Source organism: Escherichia sp. E4742, from assembly GCF_005843885.1.
GTDB lineage: Bacteria > Pseudomonadota > Gammaproteobacteria > Enterobacterales > Enterobacteriaceae > Escherichia.
Genome location: NZ_CP040443.1, coordinates 3,028,485 through 3,044,506, shown reverse-complemented (window position 1 = coordinate 3,044,506; position 16,022 = coordinate 3,028,485). Strand labels below are relative to the sequence as shown.

The window sequence follows — 16,022 nt, the reverse complement described above, 5'->3', positions numbered from 1 at the left end:
TTGATAACAAAATCACTACACTAACGCCGTTCTCAACGGGGTGCCACGCGGACGCGTGCGCTGAGAAAATACCCGTCGAACCTGATCCGGATAACGCCGGCGAAGGGATTTGAGGCTCCTTCTCAAGTCCTTTGCCACTCTTTTTTGAGGTGCAAAGTGTTAAAAAAATGTCTTCCCCTGCTGTTGCTGTGCACAGCGCCTGTTTTCGCTAAACCCGTTCTGACTGTTTATACCTACGATTCCTTCGCCGCCGACTGGGGGCCTGGTCCGGTGGTCAAAAAAGCCTTTGAAGCCGACTGTAATTGCGAACTGAAACTGGTGGCGCTGGAAGATGGCGTTTCGCTTCTCAACCGTCTACGGATGGAAGGCAAAAACAGTAAAGCCGATGTGGTGCTGGGGCTGGATAACAACCTGTTAGACGCCGCCAGCAAAACCGGATTGTTTGCCAAAAGCGGTGTGGCAGCGGATGCAGTAAACGTTCCCGGCGGCTGGAATAATGACACTTTCGTACCGTTTGATTACGGCTACTTCGCCTTCGTCTATGACAAAAACAAACTGAAAAATCCGCCGCAAAGCCTGAAGGAGCTGGTTGAGAGCGATCAAAACTGGCGAGTGATTTATCAGGATCCGCGCACCAGTACGCCGGGGCTTGGCCTGCTGTTGTGGATGCAAAAAGTCTATGGCGATGACGCCCCGCAAGCCTCGCAGAAGCTGGCGAAGAAAACCATCACAGTCACCAAAGGCTGGAGCGAAGCCTATGGCCTGTTTTTAAAAGGTGAAAGCGATCTGGTACTGAGCTACACCACCTCTCCGGCTTATCACATTCTCGAAGAGAAGAAAGATAACTACGCCGCTGCGAACTTCAGCGAAGGTCACTATCTGCAAGTGGAAGTTGCCGCCCGCACCGCTGCCAGCAAGCAGCCGGAGCTGGCGCAAAAATTCCTCCAGTTTATGGTTTCTCCGGCTTTCCAGAATGCGATTCCAACTGGCAACTGGATGTATCCGGTGGCAAACGTCACGCTGCCTGCCGGGTTTGAACAATTGACCAAACCAGCAACCACGCTGGAGTTCTCGCCAGCCGAAGTGGCGGCACAACGTCAGGCATGGATTAGCGAATGGCAACGCGCCGTCAGCCGTTAATTCCCGGCTGGTTAATTCCAGGTGTAAGCGCCGCTACGCTTGTGGTGGCGGTTGCACTGGCGGCGTTTCTCGCCCTGTGGTGGAACGCGCCGCAGGGTGACTGGGCGGCAATCTGGCAGGACAGCTACCTGTGGCATGTGGTGCGCTTCTCCTTCTGGCAGGCGTTTCTCTCGGCGTTGCTCTCTGTCGTACCCGCAATATTCCTTGCCCGCGCGCTTTATCGCAGGCGCTTTCCGGGACGGCTGGCGCTGTTGCGTCTGTGCGCAATGACCTTGATCCTCCCGGTGCTGGTCGCCGTTTTCGGCATTCTTAGCGTCTATGGCCGCCAGGGCTGGCTGGCATCGCTCTGGCAATCGCTTGGTCTGGAGTGGACATTTTCGCCCTACGGCCTGCAAGGCATTTTGCTGGCGCATGTATTTTTTAATCTGCCGATGGCGAGCCGCTTATTACTCCAGGCACTGGAAAACATTCCCGGGGAACAACGTCAGCTTGCCGCCCAGCTTGGGATGCGCGGCTGGCATTTTTTCCGCTTCGTCGAATGGCCGTGGTTACGGCGCCAAATCCCGCCGGTTGCTGCGCTTATCTTTATGCTCTGTTTCGCCAGCTTCGCCACCGTGTTGTCGCTGGGCGGCGGTCCGCAAGCAACGACTATCGAGCTGGCTATTTATCAGGCGCTGAGTTACGACTACGATCCCGCCCGCGCGGCGATGCTGGCGCTGATCCAGATGGTGTGCTGTCTCGGTCTGGTGCTGCTGAGTCAGCGATTGAGTAAGGCCATTGCGCCTGGCACCACGCTGCTGCAAGGTTGGCGCGACCCGGACGATCGTCTGCATAGCCGCATTTGCGACACGGTGTTAATTGTGCTGGCGCTGCTGCTGTTGCTGCCACCGTTACTGGCGGTGATTGTCGATGGGGTAAATCGCCAATTGCCGGAAGTGCTGGCACAACCGGTGCTGTGGCAGGCGTTGTGGACCTCGTTGCGTATTGCGCTGTCGGCAGGCGTATTGTGCGTAGTGCTGACCATGATGCTGCTATGGAGCAGTCGCGAACTGCGGGCGCGGCAAAAAATGCTGGCGGGTCAGGCGCTGGAGATAAGCGGCATGTTGATCCTCGCCATGCCGGGGATTGTGCTGGCAACGGGCTTCTTTTTACTGCTCAACAACACCATTGGCCTGCCGCAATCTGCTGACGGCATTGTGATTTTCACCAATGCGTTAATGGCGATCCCTTACGCGCTGAAGGTGCTGGAAAACCCAATGCGCGATATCACCACGCGTTACAGCATGTTGTGTCAGTCGCTGGGTATTGAAGGCTGGTCGCGCTTAAAAGTGGTGGAGCTGCGCGCCCTGAAACGTCCGCTGGCGCAGGCGCTGGCCTTTGCCTGCGTGTTGTCGATTGGTGATTTTGGCGTAGTGGCGTTGTTCGGTAACGATGATTTCCGTACCCTGCCGTTTTATCTCTACCAGCAAATTGGCTCATACCGCAGCCAGGATGGCGCGGTCACCGCGTTAATTCTGCTGCTGCTCTGTTTTCTGCTGTTTACCGTGATTGAAAAACTACCGGGGCGAAATGTTAAAACTGACTGATATCACCTGGCTTTATCACCATTTACCGATGCGTTTTAGCTTAACGGTGGAACGCGGCGAGCAGGTGGCGATCCTCGGGCCAAGCGGCGCGGGTAAAAGCACTCTGCTGAATTTGATCGCCGGTTTTCTGACGCCTGCCAGCGGTTCGCTGACTATCGACGGCGTAGATCACACAACTATGCCGCCGTCACGCCGTCCGGTATCGATGCTGTTTCAGGAGAACAACCTGTTCAGTCACCTGACGGTCGCGCAGAACATCGGGCTGGGGCTTAATCCAGGACTGAAGCTGAACGCGGTAGAGCAGGAGAAAATGCACGCTATCGCCCGTCAGATGGGGATTGATAATTTAATGGCGCGGTTACCGGGCGAGCTTTCTGGCGGTCAGCGACAACGCGTGGCGTTAGCGCGTTGCCTGGTGCGCGAACAGCCCATTTTATTGCTCGATGAGCCGTTCTCCGCGCTCGACCCGGCGCTGCGTCAGGAGATGCTGACGCTGGTGAGTACGAGCTGCCAGCAGCAAAAAATGACGTTATTGATGGTGTCGCACAGTGTGGAAGATGCCGCGCGGATCGCCACGCGCTCGGTGGTGGTCGCCGACGGGCGCATCGCCTGGCAGGGTAAAACCGATGAGTTGTTAAGCGGTAAGGCGAGTGCTTCGGTGCTGTTGGGGATTACAGGTTAATATGCGCTGTCGGATGCGGCGCAAACGCCTTATCCGAGCTACGGGGAGTGCGTTTTGTCGGCCTGATAAGACGCGGTAAGCGTCGCATCAGGCGCCCCGCACAAAACTATGCCCTAAACCCCAACCACTTTCCGCAAAATATCGATATACACCGGCATCAACGGATGGCGAATTAACATCACCAGCGCCACCACGCCAATGGCAGATATCAACGGTGTCAGCCACAACAAATGACCACGCGATAAATAATGACTTAAACGGTCAGTTGCTTTACCGCTGCGCCATAACCGCCAACACAGCCAGCCGCCAACCCACAAAAACACCGCCGTCGCCAGCAGCAACCATTTAAACTCGCCACTCTGCATTCCGGCAGGAATATCGATCGCCGCGCCCGCCAGAATCCCCGGCAGGAAGTAAAACGGTGGCCATAACAGGCAGCCGATAATATTTGGCGTGATAAATTTCGCCACAGGTAGATCCAACATCCCCGCCACCATTGGCACTAGCGGGCGCGTCGGCCCGACAAAGCGCCCGACCAGAATGGTAAACATGCTGTGTTGATGCAGCGCATGCTCGGTTTTATCGAGTAGCGCTTTGTTTTTCTTCAGAAAGGACCAGCGATGCAGCGGCTTTTTAAACCGCCAGCCCAACCAGAAGGAGATCCAGTCGCCCATCAGGCAGCCAACAATCCCCGCCAGCCAGGCGTGCCAGAAACTTAACTCGCCGCTACCTATCAGCGCCCCCAGCCCCGCCATCAGCACCGTACCGGGCAGAATCAAACCGACCAGCGCCAGTGACTCCAGAAAGGCCACCAACACCACCGCCATCAATGAATACACAGTGGATTGGGTAATAAAGTGTTCCAGCAATGCTTGCATAATGAGCCTGTCAAATGGACGAAGCAGGGATTCTGCAAACCCAATGCTACTCCGTCAAGCCGTCAATCGTCTGATTCGTTACCAATTATGACAACCTGAGAGCTACATCATTCACTTTTTCTTCACAACCGGCACGGAACTCGCTCGGGCTGGCGCCTGTACATTTTTTAAATACCCGCGAGAAATAGAGCTGATCGTCAAAGCCAACATTGCGTCCGACAGTGGCGATAGGCATACGAGTCGTGCTCAATAGCAGCTTCGCCTGACTGATGCGTTGGTCCTCGCGCCAGCTTAAGACGCTAATCCCTAATTGCTGGCGGAACAGATGCGACAGACGCGACGGAGACAGGCAAACATGCTGTGCGACACTGGCGATATCAAAATTACTGTCCGCAAGGTGATCGCTGATGTATTGACAAGCCTCGCGTACCCGATTATCCATTGGCGGATGTAGCGACTCATTAATGACTTCCATGCGCCGCAGTAACAATTGCTCAAGAAGATTTATCGCCAGCAACTCCGAATAGCGCCCTTCCCCTTGTCCGGCATTGATAATTTGCCCGAACAAATCGCTGAAATGCGGCTGATGCGCTTCGTTCGGGCGAAAGAAACCGGTATTGGCAAATATCGACGGCCAGTTAAGCCATTCGTGCCAGTAAGCGCGGGGGCGAAAGTAAACCCACTGGTGATACCATTCGCGGGCCTCCGGATGACGACCGTAGTGATGAATTTCTCCCGGCGGGAATAGCAAAATATCGCCTGGCCGGCAGACAAATTCTCGCCCCTGGTTTTTCACTATGCCCTGTCCGCGAATGGTGAGATTGAGAATATAGCCTTTCATTCCCAGCGGTCGGTCGATAAAAAAATCGAGATAACCGTTAGCCTCAATCGGCGTTAAACCCGCCACCAGATGGGCGTTGAACGAGTAACCCGGCAGCAAGGGATCATTTTGCGCTTCAGCCATACTTTTCATACTCCCGCCATTCAGAGAAGAAACCAATTGTCCATATTGCATCAGACATTGCCGTCACTGCGTCTTTTACTGGCTCTTCTCGCTAATCCAACCGGCAACCCCGCTTGTGAAAAGCATTTTGTAACAAAGGCGGGCAAAAGCCATGACAAAAACGCGTAACAAAAGTGTCTATAATCACGGCAGAAAAGTCCACATTGATTATTTGCACGGCGTCACACTTTGCTATGCCATAGCATTTTTATCCATAAGATTAGCGGATCCTGCCTGACGCTTTTTTTCGCAACTCTCTACTGTTTCTCCATACCCGTTTTTTGGATGGAGTGAAACGATGGCGATTGCAATTGGCCTCGATTTTGGCAGTGATTCTGTGCGAGCTTTGGCGGTGGAATGCGCCACCGGTGAAGAGATCGCCACCAGCGTAGAGTGGTATCCCCGTTGGCAGGAAGGGCAATTTTGTGATGCCCCGAATAACCAGTTCCGTCATCATCCGCGTGACTACATTGAGTCAATGGAAGCGGCACTGAAAACCGTGCTTGCAGAGCTTAGCGTCGAACAGCGCGCAGCTGTGGTCGGGATTGGCGTTGACAGTACCGGCTCGACGCCCGCACCAATCGACGCCGACGGCAACGTGCTGGCGCTACGCCCGGAGTTTGCCGAAAACCCGAACGCGATGTTCGTTTTGTGGAAAGACCACACGGCGGTTGAAGAAGCGGAAGAGATCACCCGCTTGTGTCATACACCGGGCAAAACTGACTACTCTCGCTATATTGGTGGTATTTATTCCAGCGAATGGTTCTGGGCAAAAATCCTGCATGTGACTCGCCAGGATAGCGCCGTGGCGCAATCTGCCGCATCGTGGATTGAACTGTGCGACTGGGTACCCGCCCTGCTCTCCGGTACCACCCGCCCGCAGGATATTCGCCGCGGACGTTGCAGCGCCGGGCATAAGTCGCTATGGCACGAAAGCTGGGGCGGTTTACCGCCAGCCAGTTTCTTTGATGAGCTGGACCCGATCCTCAATCGCCATTTACCTTCCCCGCTGTTCACTGACACCTGGACTGCCGATATTCCGGTGGGCACCTTATGCCCGGAATGGGCACAGCGTCTCGGCCTGCCTGAAAGCGTGGTGATTTCCGGCGGCGCGTTTGACTGCCATATGGGCGCAGTCGGCGCGGGCGCACAGCCTAACGCGTTGGTAAAAGTTATCGGTACTTCCACCTGCGACATTCTGATTGCCGACAAACAGAGCGTTGGCGAGCGGGCAGTGAAAGGTATTTGCGGTCAGGTTGATGGCAGCGTGGTTCCTGGATTTATCGGTCTGGAAGCCGGTCAGTCGGCGTTTGGTGATATCTACGCCTGGTTTGGTCGCGTACTCGGCTGGCCGCTGGAACAACTTGCCGCCCAGCATCCGGAACTAAAAGAGCAAATCAAAGCCAGCCAGAAACAACTGCTTCCGGCGCTGACCGAAGCATGGGCTCAAAACCCGTCTCTGGATCACCTGCCGGTAGTACTCGACTGGTTTAACGGTCGTCGCACGCCAAACGCTAACCAACGCCTGAAAGGGGTGATTACCGACCTGAACCTCGCTACCGACGCTCCGCTACTGTTCGGCGGTTTAATTGCCGCTACCGCTTTTGGCGCGCGCGCAATTCAGGAGTGCTTCACCAACCAGGGGATCGCCGTAAACAACGTGATGGCGCTGGGCGGCATCGCGCGGAAAAACCAGGTGATTATGCAAGCCTGCTGCGACGTACTGAATCGCCCGCTGCAAATTGTTGCCTCTGACCAATGCTGTGCGCTCGGTGCGGCAATTTTCGCTGCCGTCGCCGCGAAAGTGTATGCCGACATCCCATCAGCACAGCAAAAAATGGCCAGTGCGGTAGAGAAAACCCTGCAACCGCGCAGCGAACAGGCACAACGCTTTGAACAGCTTTATCGCCGCTATCAGCAATGGGCGATGAGCGCCGAACAACACTATCTTCCAACTTCCGCCCCGGCACAGGCTGCCCAGGCCGTTCCGACTCTATAAGGACACGACAATGACGATTTTTGATAATTATGAAGTGTGGTTTGTAATTGGCAGCCAGCATTTGTATGGCCCGGAAACCCTGCGTCAGGTCACCCAACATGCCGAGCACGTCGTTAATGCGCTGAATACGGAAGCGAAACTGCCCTGCAAACTGGTGCTGAAACCGCTGGGTACCACGCCGGACGAAATCACCGCAATTTGCCGCGATGCCAATTACGACGATCATTGCGCGGGTCTGGTGGTATGGCTGCACACCTTCTCCCCGGCAAAAATGTGGATCAACGGCCTGACCATGCTCAACAAACCGTTGCTGCAATTCCACACCCAGTTCAACGCGGCGCTGCCGTGGGACAGCATCGACATGGACTTTATGAACCTGAATCAGACCGCGCACGGCGGCCGCGAGTTCGGTTTCATCGGCGCGCGTATGCGTCAGCAACATGCCGTCGTTACCGGTCACTGGCAGGATAAACAAGCGCATGAACGTATCGGATCCTGGATGCGCCAGGCGGTCTCTAAACAGGATACCCGTCATCTAAAAGTCTGCCGTTTTGGTGACAACATGCGTGAAGTGGCGGTCACTGACGGCGATAAAGTTGCCGCGCAGATCAAGTTCGGTTTCTCCGTTAATACCTGGGCGGTTGGCGATCTGGTGCAGGTGGTGAACTCCATCAGCGATGGCGATGTTAACGCGCTGGTCGATGAGTATGAAAGCAGCTACATCATGACGCCTGCCACACAAATCCACGGCGAAAAACGGCAGAACGTGCTGGAAGCGGCGCGTATTGAGCTGGGGATGAAGCGTTTCCTGGAACAAGGTGGCTTCCACGCGTTCACCACCACCTTTGAAGATCTGCACGGTCTGAAACAGCTTCCGGGTCTGGCCGTACAGCGTCTGATGCAGCAGGGTTACGGCTTTGCGGGCGAAGGCGACTGGAAAACTGCCGCCCTGCTTCGCATCATGAAGGTGATGTCAACCGGTCTGCAGGGCGGCACCTCCTTTATGGAGGACTACACCTATCACTTCGAGAAAGGTAATGACCTGGTGCTCGGCTCCCATATGCTGGAAGTCTGCCCGTCGATCGCCGCAGAAGAGAAACCGATCCTCGACGTTCAGCACCTCGGTATTGGCGGTAAAGATGATCCAGCACGCCTGATCTTCAATACTCAAACCGGTCCAGCGATTGTCGCCAGCCTGATTGATCTCGGCGATCGTTATCGTCTGTTGGTTAACTGCATCGACACGGTGAAAACGCCGCATTCCCTGCCGAAACTGCCAGTGGCGAATGCGCTGTGGAAAGCACAACCGGATCTGCCAACTGCTTCCGAAGCGTGGATCCTTGCTGGTGGCGCACACCATACCGTCTTCAGCCATGCGCTGAACCTTAACGATATGCGCCAGTTCGCCGAGATGCACGACATTGAAATCACGGTGATTGATAACGACACCCGCCTGCCAGCGTTTAAAGACGCGCTGCGCTGGAACGAAGTGTATTACGGATTTCGTCGCTAAGTAGCCGCATCAGGTATGTAACGCCTGATGCGACGCTGACGCGTCTTATCAGGCCTACACGCTGCGATTTTGTAGGCCGGATAAGCAAAGCGCATCCGGCATTCAACGCCTGATGCGACGCAGGCGCGTCTTATCAGGCCTACGCGCTGCGATTTTGTAGGCCGGATAAGCAAAGCGCATCCGGCATTCAGCGCCTGATGCGACGCTGGCGCGTCTTATCTGACCTACGCGCTGCGATTTTGTCGGCCGGATAAGCAAAGTGCATCCGGCACGAAGGAGTCAACATGTTAGAAGATCTCAAACGTCAGGTACTAGAAGCCAACCTGGCGCTCCCAACACACAACCTGGTCACGCTGACCTGGGGCAACGTCAGCGCCGTTGATCGCGAGCGCGGCGTCTTTGTGATCAAACCTTCCGGCGTCGATTACAGCATCATGACCGCCGACGATATGGTCGTGGTCAGCATCGCAACAGGTGAAGTGGTTGAAGGTACGAAAAAGCCCTCCTCTGACACGCCAACTCACCGACTGCTCTATCAGGCATTTCCGTCCATTGGCGGTATTGTTCACACGCACTCCCGCCATGCCACCATCTGGGCGCAGGCAGGTCAGTCGATTCCAGCAACCGGCACCACTCACGCCGACTATTTCTACGGCACCATTCCTTGTACGCGTAAAATGACCGACGCAGAAATCAACGGTGAATACGAGTGGGAAACCGGTAACGTCATCGTAGAAACCTTCGAAAAACAGGGGATCGACGCGGCGCAAATGCCCGGCGTTCTGGTCCATTCTCACGGTCCATTTGCGTGGGGTAAAAATGCCGAAGATGCGGTGCACAACGCCATCGTGCTGGAAGAAGTCGCTTATATGGGGATTTTCTGCCGCCAGCTGGCCCCGCAGCTCCCTGATATGCAGCAAACCTTGCTGGATAAACACTATCTGCGTAAGCATGGTGCAAAGGCGTATTACGGGCAGTAATGACTGTATAAAACCACAGCCAGTCAAACGAAACCAGGCTATACTCAAGCCTGGTTTTTTATTGGATTTTCAGCGTGGCGCAGGCAGGTTTTATCTTAACCCGACACTGGCGGGATACCCCTCAAGGGACCGAAGTTTCTTTCTGGCTGGCAACGGACAACGGGCCGTTGCACGTTACGCTTGTGCCGCAAGAGTCCGTGGCGTTTATTCCCGCCGATCAGGTTCTCCGCGCTCAGCATATTTTGCAGGGTGAACAAGGCTTTCGCCTGACACCGCTGGCGTTAAAGGATTTTCACCGCCAGCCGGTGTATGGCCTTTACTGTCGCGCCCATCGCCAGTTGATGAATTACGAAAAGCGCCTGCGTGAAGGTGGCGTTACCGTCTACGAGGCCGATGTGCGCCCGCCAGAACGCTATCTGATGGAGCGGTTTATCACCGCTCCGGTGTGGGTCGAGGGAGATATGCGCAATGGCGCTATCGTTAATGCTCGCCTGAAACCGCATCCCGACTACCGCCCGCCGCTCAAGTGGGTCTCTATAGATATTGAAACCACCCGCCACGGTGAACTGTACTGTATCGGCCTGGAAGGTTGCGGGCAGCGTATCGTTTATATGCTGGGGCCAGAGAATGGCGACGCCTCCTCGCTCGATTTCGAACTGGAATACGTCGCCAGCCGCCCGCAGCTGCTGGAAAAACTTAACGCCTGGTTTGCAAATCACGATCCCGATGTGATCATCGGCTGGAACGTGGTGCAGTTCGATCTGCGAATGCTGCAAAAACATGCCGAGCGTTACCGTATTCCACTGCGTCTGGGGCGCGATAACAGCGAGCTGGAGTGGCGCGAGCACGGCTTTAAAGACGGTGTGTTTTTTGCTCAGGCTAAAGGTCGGCTAATTATTGACGGTATCGAGGCGCTGAAATCCGCGTTCTGGAATTTCTCTTCATTCTCACTGGAAACTGTCGCTCAGGAGCTATTAGGCGAAGGAAAATCTATCGATAACCCGTGGGATCGGATGGACGAAATTGACCGTCGTTTCGCCGAAGATAAGCCCGCGCTGGCGACTTATAACCTGAAAGATTGCGAACTGGTGACGCAGATCTTCCACAAAACTGAAATCATGCCGTTTTTGCTCGAACGAGCAACGGTGAACGGCCTGCCGGTAGATCGGCACGGCGGTTCGGTGGCGGCGTTTGGTCATCTCTATTTTCCCCGTATGCACCGCGCTGGTTATGTCGCGCCTAATCTCGGCGAAGTGCCGCCACACGCCAGCCCTGGCGGCTACGTGATGGATTCGCGGCCAGGGCTTTATGATTCAGTATTGGTGCTGGACTACAAAAGCCTGTACCCGTCGATCATCCGCACTTTTCTGATTGATCCCGTCGGGCTGGTGGAAGGCATGGCGCAGCCTGATCCAGAGCATAGCACCGAAGGTTTTCTCGATGCCTGGTTCTCGCGGGAAAAACATTGCCTGCCGGAGATTGTGACTAATATCTGGCACGGGCGCGATGAAGCCAAACGTCAGGGCAACAAACCGCTGTCGCAGGCGCTGAAGATCATCATGAATGCCTTTTATGGCGTGCTTGGCACCACTGCCTGCCGCTTCTTCGATCCGCGCCTGGCGTCGTCGATCACTATGCGTGGTCATCAGATCATGCGGCAAACCAAAGCATTGATTGAAGCGCAGGGCTATGACGTGATCTACGGCGATACCGACTCAACGTTTGTTTGGCTGAAAGGCGCACATTCGGAAGAAGAGGCGGCGAAAATCGGTCGTGCACTGGTGCAACACGTTAACGCCTGGTGGGCGGAAACGCTGCAAAAACAACGGCTGACCAGCGCATTAGAACTGGAGTATGAAACTCATTTCTGCCGTTTTCTGATGCCAACCATTCGCGGAGCCGATACCGGCAGCAAAAAACGCTACGCCGGGCTGATTCAGGAGGGCGACAAACAGCGGATGGTATTTAAAGGGCTGGAAACCGTGCGCACCGACTGGACGCCGCTGGCCCAGCAGTTTCAGCAGGAGCTATACCTGCGCATCTTCCGCAACGAGCCATATCAGGAATACGTACGCGAAACCATCGACAAACTGATGGCGGGTGAACTGGATGCCCAACTGGTTTACCGTAAACGGCTGCGCCGTCCGCTGAGCGAATATCAGCGTAATGTACCGCCACATGTACGCGCTGCACGCCTTGCCGATGAAGAAAACCAAACACGCGGTCGCCCCTTGCAATACCAGAACCGTGGCACCATTAAGTACGTATGGACCACCAACGGCCCGGAGCCGCTGGACTATCAACGTTCACCGCTGGATTACGAACACTATCTGACCCGCCAGCTTCAGCCAGTGGCGGAAGGAATACTCCCCTTTATTGAGGATAATTTTGCTACACTTATGACCGGGCAACTTGGGCTATTTTGAGCAAAAAAAGAGTTCGTCAGATACCATTTTGATGCGTGACGAATGCCTTGCCATCCAGTACCATAGCGCCCTTTCCATTCCTGGACCTGAATAACACCACTACCACATTAGTCTGGTAGCGGGTAGTTATTGCCTGCAATTAAAGATATAGAGCCAAACACATATGCCTTTTACACTTGGTCAACGCTGGATCAGCGATACAGAAAGCGAATTAGGACTTGGAACCGTTGTCGCGGTGGATGCGCGAACTGTCACATTACTTTTCCCATCTACTGGTGAAAACCGTCTGTACGCACGCAGTGATTCCCCCGTGACCCGCGTGATGTTCAACCCTGGTGATACCATTACCAGCCATGACGGCTGGCAGATGCAAGTCGAAGAAGTAAAAGAAGAAAATGGCTTGCTGACCTATATCGGTACTCGCCTGGATACTGAAGAGTCCGGCGTGGCCCTGCGTGAAGTTTTCCTTGATAGCAAACTGGTGTTCAGCAAACCGCAGGACCGTCTGTTTGCCGGGCAGATTGACCGTATGGACCGCTTTGCGCTGCGTTATCGCGCGCGTAAGTATTCCAGCGAACAGTTCCGTATGCCGTACAGCGGCCTGCGCGGTCAGCGTACCAGTCTGATCCCGCACCAGCTCAACATCGCTCATGATGTTGGTCGCCGCCACGCGCCGCGCGTTCTGCTGGCTGACGAAGTGGGTTTAGGGAAAACCATTGAAGCCGGGATGATCCTGCATCAGCAGTTGCTCTCTGGCGCTGCTGAACGTGTGCTGATTATCGTACCGGAAACTTTACAGCATCAGTGGCTGGTGGAAATACTGCGCCGTTTCAACCTGCGCTTTGCGCTGTTTGATGATGAGCGTTATGCCGAAGCTCAGCACGATGCTTACAACCCGTTCGACACCGAACAACTGGTGATTTGCTCGCTGGATTTTGCCCGTCGTAGCAAACAGCGTCTGGAACATCTCTGTGAAGCCGAATGGGACCTGCTGGTGGTCGATGAAGCGCATCACCTGGTGTGGAGCGAAGACGCGCCGAGCCGCGAATATCAGGCTATTGAACAACTGGCAGAGCACGTGCCTGGCGTTCTGCTGCTGACCGCAACCCCGGAACAGCTGGGAATGGAAAGCCACTTCGCCCGTCTGCGTCTGCTGGACCCGAACCGTTTCCACGATTTCGCGCAGTTCGTTGAAGAGCAGAAAAATTATCGTCCGGTTGCGGACGCTGTCGCCATGCTGCTGGCAGGTAACAAACTGAGCAATGACGAACTGAACATGCTCGGTGAGATGATCGGCGAGCAGGATATTGAGCCGTTGCTGCAGGCGGCAAACAGCGACAGCGAAGATGCCCAGAGCGCCCGTCAGGAACTGGTTTCGATGCTGATGGATCGCCACGGCACCAGCCGCGTGCTGTTCCGTAACACGCGTAACGGTGTGAAAGGCTTCCCGAAACGCGAGCTGCACACTATTAAGCTGCCGCTGCCGACGCAGTATCAGACGGCGATTAAAGTGTCCGGCATTATGGGCGCACGTAAAAGTGCGGAAGACCGCGCTCGCGATATGCTCTACCCGGAGCGTATTTATCAGGAATTTGAAGGTGATAACGCCACCTGGTGGAACTTCGATCCGCGCGTTGAGTGGCTGATGGGCTACCTGACCAGCCATCGCTCTCAGAAAGTGCTGGTGATCTGCGCCAAAGCGGCCACTGCGCTGCAACTGGAGCAAGTACTGCGCGAACGTGAAGGTATTCGCGCCGCGGTGTTCCACGAAGGCATGTCGATTATCGAACGTGACCGCGCTGCCGCATGGTTCGCCGAAGAAGATACCGGCGCACAGGTACTGCTGTGCTCGGAAATCGGTTCTGAAGGACGTAACTTCCAGTTCGCCAGCCACATGGTAATGTTCGATCTACCGTTCAACCCAGATCTACTGGAACAGCGTATTGGTCGTCTGGATCGTATCGGCCAGGCGCACGATATTCAGATCCATGTGCCTTATCTGGAAAAAACCGCTCAGTCAGTGCTGGTGCGCTGGTATCACGAAGGTCTGGATGCGTTCGAGCACACCTGCCCGACCGGACGCACTATTTACGATAGCGTATATAACGATCTGATTAACTATCTGGCTTCACCGGATCAAACCGAAGGCTTTGACGATCTGATCAAAAACTGCCGCGAGCAGCACGAGGCGCTGAAAGCACAGCTGGAACAGGGTCGTGACCGCCTGCTGGAGATCCATTCCAACGGTGGCGAAAAAGCCCAGGCACTGGCAGAAAGCATTGAAGAGCAGGATGACGATACCAACCTGATCGCCTTCGCCATGAACCTGTTCGATATCATCGGTATCAATCAGGACGATCGCGGCGACAACATGATCGTGCTGACGCCGTCCGACCATATGCTGGTGCCGGACTTCCCTGGCCTGTCGGAAGACGGTATTACCATCACCTTCGACCGTGAAGTGGCGCTGGCGCGTGAAGATGCGCAGTTTATTACCTGGGAGCATCCGCTGATCCGCAACGGTCTGGATCTGATCCTCTCTGGCGATACTGGTAGCAGCACGATTTCACTGCTGAAAAACAAAGCATTGCCGGTAGGTACACTGTTGGTAGAGCTGATTTACGTGGTTGAAGCCCAGGCGCCGAAGCAGTTGCAGCTTAACCGCTTCCTGCCGCCGACACCGGTACGTATGCTGCTGGATAAAAACGGCAACAACCTGGCAGCGCAGGTTGAGTTTGAAACCTTTAACCGTCAGCTTAACGCGGTTAACCGTCACACTGGCAGCAAACTGGTTAACGCCGTGCAGCAGGATGTTCACGCTATCCTCCAGTTGGGTGAAGCGCAGATCGAGAAATCTGCCCGTGCATTGATTGATGCAGCGCGTAACGAAGCCGACGAAAAACTGTCTGCCGAGCTGTCTCGTCTGGAAGCGCTGCGTGCGGTGAACCCGAACATTCGTGACGACGAACTGACCACCATTGAAAGCAACCGTCAGCAGGTAATGGAAAGCCTGGATCAGGCAGGCTGGCGTCTGGATGCCCTGCGTTTGATCGTTGTGACGCATCAGTAACGGAGCCGAAAATGGGGATGGAAAACTACAATCCACCGCAGGAACCCTGGCTGGTTATCCTGTATCAGGATGACCACATTATGGTGGTCAACAAGCCGAGCGGTTTGTTGTCTGTACCGGGTCGTCTGGAAGAGCACAAAGACAGCGTGATGACGCGCATTCAGCGTGATTATCCGCAAGCAGAATCGGTGCATCGTCTGGATATGGCTACCAGCGGGGTGATTGTAGTAGCGCTGACCAAAGCCGCGGAGCGGGAGTTAAAACGCCAGTTCCGCGAGCGCGAGCCGAAAAAGCAGTATGTGGCTCGCGTCTGGGGGCATCCATCCCCCGCCGAAGGTCTGGTGGATCTACCGCTGATTTGCGACTGGCCAAACCGCCCGAAGCAGAAAGTCTGTTACGAAACAGGGAAACCTGCGCAGACGGAGTATGAAGTGGTGGAGTATGCGGCGGATAACACGGCAAGAGTGGTGTTAAAGCCGATTACCGGGCGTTCGCATCAGCTACGTGTGCATATGCTGGCGCTGGGTCATCCGATTCTCGGCGATCGTTTTTATGCTTCACCAGAAGCCAGGGAGATGGCACCGCGTTTGCTACTACATGCAGAGATGTTGACGATTACCCATCCGGCATATGGCAATAGTATGACGTTTAAGGCGCCAGCGGATTTTTAACCTTTCCTGCAAGTTCGGTAAGCCGGATAAGGCGTTCACGCCGCATCCGGCAATTTTGCGCCGATTGCCTGATG

11 protein-coding genes and 1 riboswitch are annotated in these 16,022 nt (G+C 55.0%); of the genes, 9 read left to right on the top strand and 2 right to left on the bottom strand.

From position 1 onward, the window contains the following. Positions 1-26: 26 nt before the first annotated feature. Positions 27-126: riboswitch (TPP riboswitch) on the top strand. Positions 127-156: 30 nt separating this feature from the next. Genes thiB through thiQ form a run of 3 tightly spaced genes read left to right on the top strand, consistent with a single transcriptional unit; the run spans position 157 to position 3,408 of the window. Next, complete coding sequence (gene thiB / locus FEM44_RS14825; RefSeq protein WP_138159062.1) at positions 157-1,140, top strand: thiamine ABC transporter substrate binding subunit; 984 nt, start codon at positions 157-159, stop codon at positions 1,138-1,140. Then, the gene (thiP, locus tag FEM44_RS14820) at positions 1,116-2,726 is read left to right on the top strand and encodes a thiamine/thiamine pyrophosphate ABC transporter permease ThiP (RefSeq protein ID WP_135523770.1); all 1,611 of its coding nucleotides are present in this window, start codon (positions 1,116-1,118) and stop codon (positions 2,724-2,726) included. Before thiB ends, thiP begins: the two co-directional genes overlap by 25 nt. Beyond that, positions 2,710-3,408 carry a thiamine ABC transporter ATP-binding protein ThiQ gene (gene thiQ / locus FEM44_RS14815; RefSeq protein WP_135523769.1) on the top strand — a complete coding sequence of 233 codons (699 nt, stop codon included), beginning with the start codon at positions 2,710-2,712 and terminating at the stop codon, positions 3,406-3,408. The genes thiP and thiQ overlap by 17 nt, the downstream gene beginning before the upstream one ends. 113 nt (positions 3,409-3,521) lie before the next feature. On the opposite strand, the gene FEM44_RS14810 is transcribed toward thiQ, so the two are convergent. After that, the gene (locus FEM44_RS14810; protein WP_135523768.1) at positions 3,522-4,286 is read right to left on the bottom strand and encodes a DedA family protein; all 765 of its coding nucleotides are present in this window, start codon (positions 4,284-4,286) and stop codon (positions 3,522-3,524) included. An 85-nt stretch (positions 4,287-4,371) separates the two neighbouring features. After that, positions 4,372-5,250 (bottom strand): arabinose operon transcriptional regulator AraC, encoded by an 879-nt coding sequence (gene araC, locus FEM44_RS14805; RefSeq protein ID WP_130217548.1) that lies wholly within the window; start codon positions 5,248-5,250, stop codon positions 4,372-4,374. Positions 5,251-5,587: 337 nt separating this feature from the next. Between araC and araB the strand changes: the two genes are divergently transcribed. The 6 genes from araB to rluA all read left to right on the top strand — a co-directional run bounded on the left by araB (position 5,588) and on the right by rluA (position 15,948). Beyond that, positions 5,588-7,288, top strand: coding sequence for a ribulokinase (araB, locus tag FEM44_RS14800; RefSeq protein WP_135523767.1), 1,701 nt, complete (start codon positions 5,588-5,590; stop codon positions 7,286-7,288). A 10-nt stretch (positions 7,289-7,298) separates the two neighbouring features. After that, complete coding sequence (gene araA / locus FEM44_RS14795) at positions 7,299-8,801, top strand: L-arabinose isomerase (RefSeq protein ID WP_135523766.1); 1,503 nt, start codon at positions 7,299-7,301, stop codon at positions 8,799-8,801. A 284-nt stretch (positions 8,802-9,085) separates the two neighbouring features. Then, positions 9,086-9,781: an L-ribulose-5-phosphate 4-epimerase gene (gene araD, locus FEM44_RS14790; RefSeq protein WP_135523763.1), complete on the top strand. Its 696-nt coding sequence runs from the start codon at positions 9,086-9,088 to the stop codon at positions 9,779-9,781. A 74-nt stretch (positions 9,782-9,855) separates the two neighbouring features. Further along, positions 9,856-12,207 (top strand): DNA polymerase II, encoded by a 2,352-nt coding sequence (polB, locus tag FEM44_RS14785; RefSeq protein WP_135523762.1) that lies wholly within the window; start codon positions 9,856-9,858, stop codon positions 12,205-12,207. Positions 12,208-12,370: 163 nt separating this feature from the next. Further along, positions 12,371-15,277: an RNA polymerase-associated protein RapA gene (gene rapA / locus FEM44_RS14780; RefSeq protein ID WP_135523761.1), complete on the top strand. Its 2,907-nt coding sequence runs from the start codon at positions 12,371-12,373 to the stop codon at positions 15,275-15,277. Positions 15,278-15,288: 11 nt separating this feature from the next. Beyond that, positions 15,289-15,948, top strand: coding sequence for a bifunctional tRNA pseudouridine(32) synthase/23S rRNA pseudouridine(746) synthase RluA (gene rluA, locus FEM44_RS14775; RefSeq protein WP_135523760.1), 660 nt, complete (start codon positions 15,289-15,291; stop codon positions 15,946-15,948). Positions 15,949-16,022: the final 74 nt, after the last annotated feature.

Bases quoted from the DNA above. Each gene is read 5' to 3' on its own strand.
- thiP (WP_135523770.1), top strand. From the start codon at position 1,116: ATGGCAACGCGCCGTCAGCCGTTAATTCCCGGCTGGTTAATTCCAGGT.
- thiQ (WP_135523769.1), top strand. From the start codon at position 2,710: ATGTTAAAACTGACTGATATCACCTGGCTTTATCACCATTTACCGATG.
- FEM44_RS14810 (WP_135523768.1), bottom strand. From the start codon at position 4,286: ATGCAAGCATTGCTGGAACACTTTATTACCCAATCCACTGTGTATTCA.
- araC (WP_130217548.1), bottom strand. From the start codon at position 5,250: ATGGCTGAAGCGCAAAATGATCCCTTGCTGCCGGGTTACTCGTTCAAC.
- araB (WP_135523767.1), top strand. From the start codon at position 5,588: ATGGCGATTGCAATTGGCCTCGATTTTGGCAGTGATTCTGTGCGAGCT.
- araA (WP_135523766.1), top strand. From the start codon at position 7,299: ATGACGATTTTTGATAATTATGAAGTGTGGTTTGTAATTGGCAGCCAG.
- araD (WP_135523763.1), top strand. From the start codon at position 9,086: ATGTTAGAAGATCTCAAACGTCAGGTACTAGAAGCCAACCTGGCGCTC.
- rapA (WP_135523761.1), top strand. From the start codon at position 12,371: ATGCCTTTTACACTTGGTCAACGCTGGATCAGCGATACAGAAAGCGAA.
- rluA (WP_135523760.1), top strand. From the start codon at position 15,289: ATGGGGATGGAAAACTACAATCCACCGCAGGAACCCTGGCTGGTTATC.